Origin of the sequence: Xanthomonas sp. SHU 166 (assembly GCF_000364685.1) — a bacterium.
In the GTDB taxonomy this organism is placed as follows: Bacteria; Pseudomonadota; Gammaproteobacteria; order Xanthomonadales; family Xanthomonadaceae; genus Xanthomonas_A; species Xanthomonas_A sontii.
Map to the genome: position 1 here is coordinate 1 of NZ_AQOJ01000825.1, position 2331 is coordinate 2331.

Sequence of the window (2331 nt, forward strand, 5' to 3'; positions counted from 1 at the left end):
CCGCCTGGACGGCTTGATGGCGCAGCAGGCGCAGATGATCGGCCGCGCCGGCGCGGTGTACAACGAGGCGCCGGACCGCTTGTCGGACGTGGCGGTGTGCCTGGGCGTGGGCTACGGCCTGCAGCCGGTGCTGGGCATCGGCGCGGAACTGGGCTGGGCCGCCGCCCTGCTGTGCGTAGGCACCGCCTATGTGCGCATGCTCGGCCTGGCCTGCGCGGTGCGCGAACCGCTGCAGGGGCCGATGGCGCGCGCGCAACGCATGCATTGGCTGTCGCTGGCCGCGTTGCTGGCGGCGGCCGCGCTGCTGGTGCAACACGCGGTACTGGCCCGCACGATCCTTGCCGTGGCGCTGGCGCTGCTGATCGCCGCCGCCGCCCTGACCATCGTGATCCGCGTGCGCGCCATCGTGCGCGAACTGGAGTGGAAATGATCGAACGCCTGATCGCCCGCGGCTGCAGTGCCGCGATCCGCCTGCTCACCGGTGCACGCGCGTTGTGGCGCGGCTGCATGCCGTCCAGCGAACGCCGCGTGTACTACGGCAACCACGCCAGCCACGGCGATTTCGTGCTGATCTGGTCGTCGCTGCCGGCGGCGCTGCGGCGTGAGGTGCGGCCGGTGGCGGCGGCCGACTACTGGCAGCGCGATGCGCTGCGCCGCTATCTGATCCACGCGGTGTTCAATGGCGTGCTGATCGAGCGCGACCCGCAGCAGCGCCAGCGCGATCCGATCGCCTGCCTGTGCGAGGCGGTCGACGCCGGCGGCTCGTTGATCCTGTTTCCGGAAGGCACGCGCAACACCGAGGACGGCCTGCTGCCGTTCAAGAGCGGGCTCTATCACCTGGCGCGGCAGCGTCCGGAACTGGAGTTCGTGCCGGTGTGGATCGACAACCTCAAGCGGGTGATGCCCAAGGGCATGTGGCTGCCGCTGCCGCTGCTGTGCACCACCACCTTCGGCGAACCGCTGCGGCTGGGCGCCGGCGAGGACAAGCAGGCCTTCCTCGATCGCGCGCGTGCGGCCTTGCTGGCCTTGGCGCCGGAGCAGGCGGAGGCAGCCCGATGAATCCGATCGCGCTGAGCGAACACCTGCAGCAATCCTCGCTGCGGCAACAGACGGTGTGGCTGTTCCTGGGCATCGCCACGGTGCTGGTGGTGGCCACGCTGATCGCCGAGACCCTGCGCTGGCGCGCACGCGGACGGCCCAGCGCGGTGCTGGACAACCTGGTGGCGCGGATCCGCGCGTGGTGGGTGATGGCCGGGGTGGTGGCGCTGGCGTTCGCCTTCGGCCGGCTGGGCGTGATCGTGCTGTTCGCGCTGGTGTCGCTGTTCGCGCTGCGCGAGTTCATCACCCTCACTCCGACCCGGCGCGGCGACTACTACGCGCTGCTGGCCGCGTTCTACGTGGTGCTGCCGTGGCAGTACTGGCTGGTGTGGAGCGACTGGTACGGCCTGTACACGCTGCTGATCCCGGTCTACGCGTTCCTGGTGCTGCCGATCCTGGCGACCATCGGCGGCGACACCACGCGCTACCTGGAACGTACCGCCAAGGTGCAGTGGGGGCTGATGATCTGCGTGTTCTGCATCTCGCACGTGCCGGCGCTGCTGAACCTGCGCATCCCCGGCTACGAGGACCGCAACCTGCTGCTGTTCGCGTTCCTGGTGATCGTGGTGCAGTCCTCGGACGTGCTGCAGTACGTATGGGGCAAGCTGCTGGGCCGGCACCTGATCGCGCCGAAGCTATCGCCGTCCAAGACCGTGGAAGGCTTCGTCGGAGGCATCCTTTCGGCCAGCCTGCTCGGCGCGGCGTTGTGGTGGATCACCCCGTTCTCGCCGCTGCAGGCATTCGCGCTGGCGCTGGTGGCGAATCTGATGGGCTTCTTCGGCGGCCTGGTGATGTCGGCGATCAAGCGCGACCGCGGCATCAAGGACTGGGGCCACATGATCGAAGGCCACGGCGGCGTGCTCGACCGACTGGATTCGGTGTGTTTTGCGGCGCCGGTGTTCTTCCACCTGATCCGCTATGGATGGGTGTGAGGGGCGGGGAGTGGGTGGGGATTGGTTGGAGCGGCGCGCGGTGCGCGTGTGCGCCTGTGCGGGCGTAGGAGCGGCTTCAGCCGCGATGCTTTACCGAGCGCGCACCGCGGCCGATCGCGCAGGAGCACAGCATGGCTTCCGCACCCGCATCTTCAGACGATGTCGCGTCGGGGCTGAAGCCCCTCCCACAATGGCGAGGCGCGCGGTTCGGCGTGCGGTGTTTTCTTCGCCGCGGTAGTGTGTTCGGTTGCCTGGGTGGGTTTCAGGCGTCGCGGCTGAAGCCGCTCCTTGTATCTGGACA

The 2331-nt window shown here is 69.1% G+C and carries 3 protein-coding genes; all 3 read left to right on the forward strand.

Annotation, left to right across the window (positions count from 1 at the left end; translation table 11 throughout):
- Window positions 1-430 (forward strand): hypothetical protein (locus D180_RS18910; RefSeq protein ID WP_017914018.1); only part of this gene is annotated, 430 nt, incomplete at its 5' end.
- Entirely contained in the window at window positions 427-1059 is a 633-nt protein-coding gene (locus D180_RS18915) for a lysophospholipid acyltransferase family protein (protein WP_017914019.1), read from the forward strand. The genes D180_RS18910 and D180_RS18915, both read left to right, overlap by 4 nt.
- Window positions 1056-2030 carry a phosphatidate cytidylyltransferase gene (locus tag D180_RS18920; protein ID WP_010343857.1) on the forward strand — a complete coding sequence of 325 codons (975 nt, stop codon included), beginning with the start codon at window positions 1056-1058 and terminating at the stop codon, window positions 2028-2030. Before D180_RS18915 ends, D180_RS18920 begins: the two co-directional genes overlap by 4 nt.
- Window positions 2031-2331: the final 301 nt, after the last annotated feature.

Excerpts from the sequence above, each read along its gene's own strand:
- D180_RS18915 (WP_017914019.1), top strand. The coding sequence starts at position 427 with ATGATCGAACGCCTGATCGCCCGCGGCTGCAGTGCCGCGATCCGCCTG.
- D180_RS18920 (WP_010343857.1), top strand. The coding sequence starts at position 1,056 with ATGAATCCGATCGCGCTGAGCGAACACCTGCAGCAATCCTCGCTGCGG.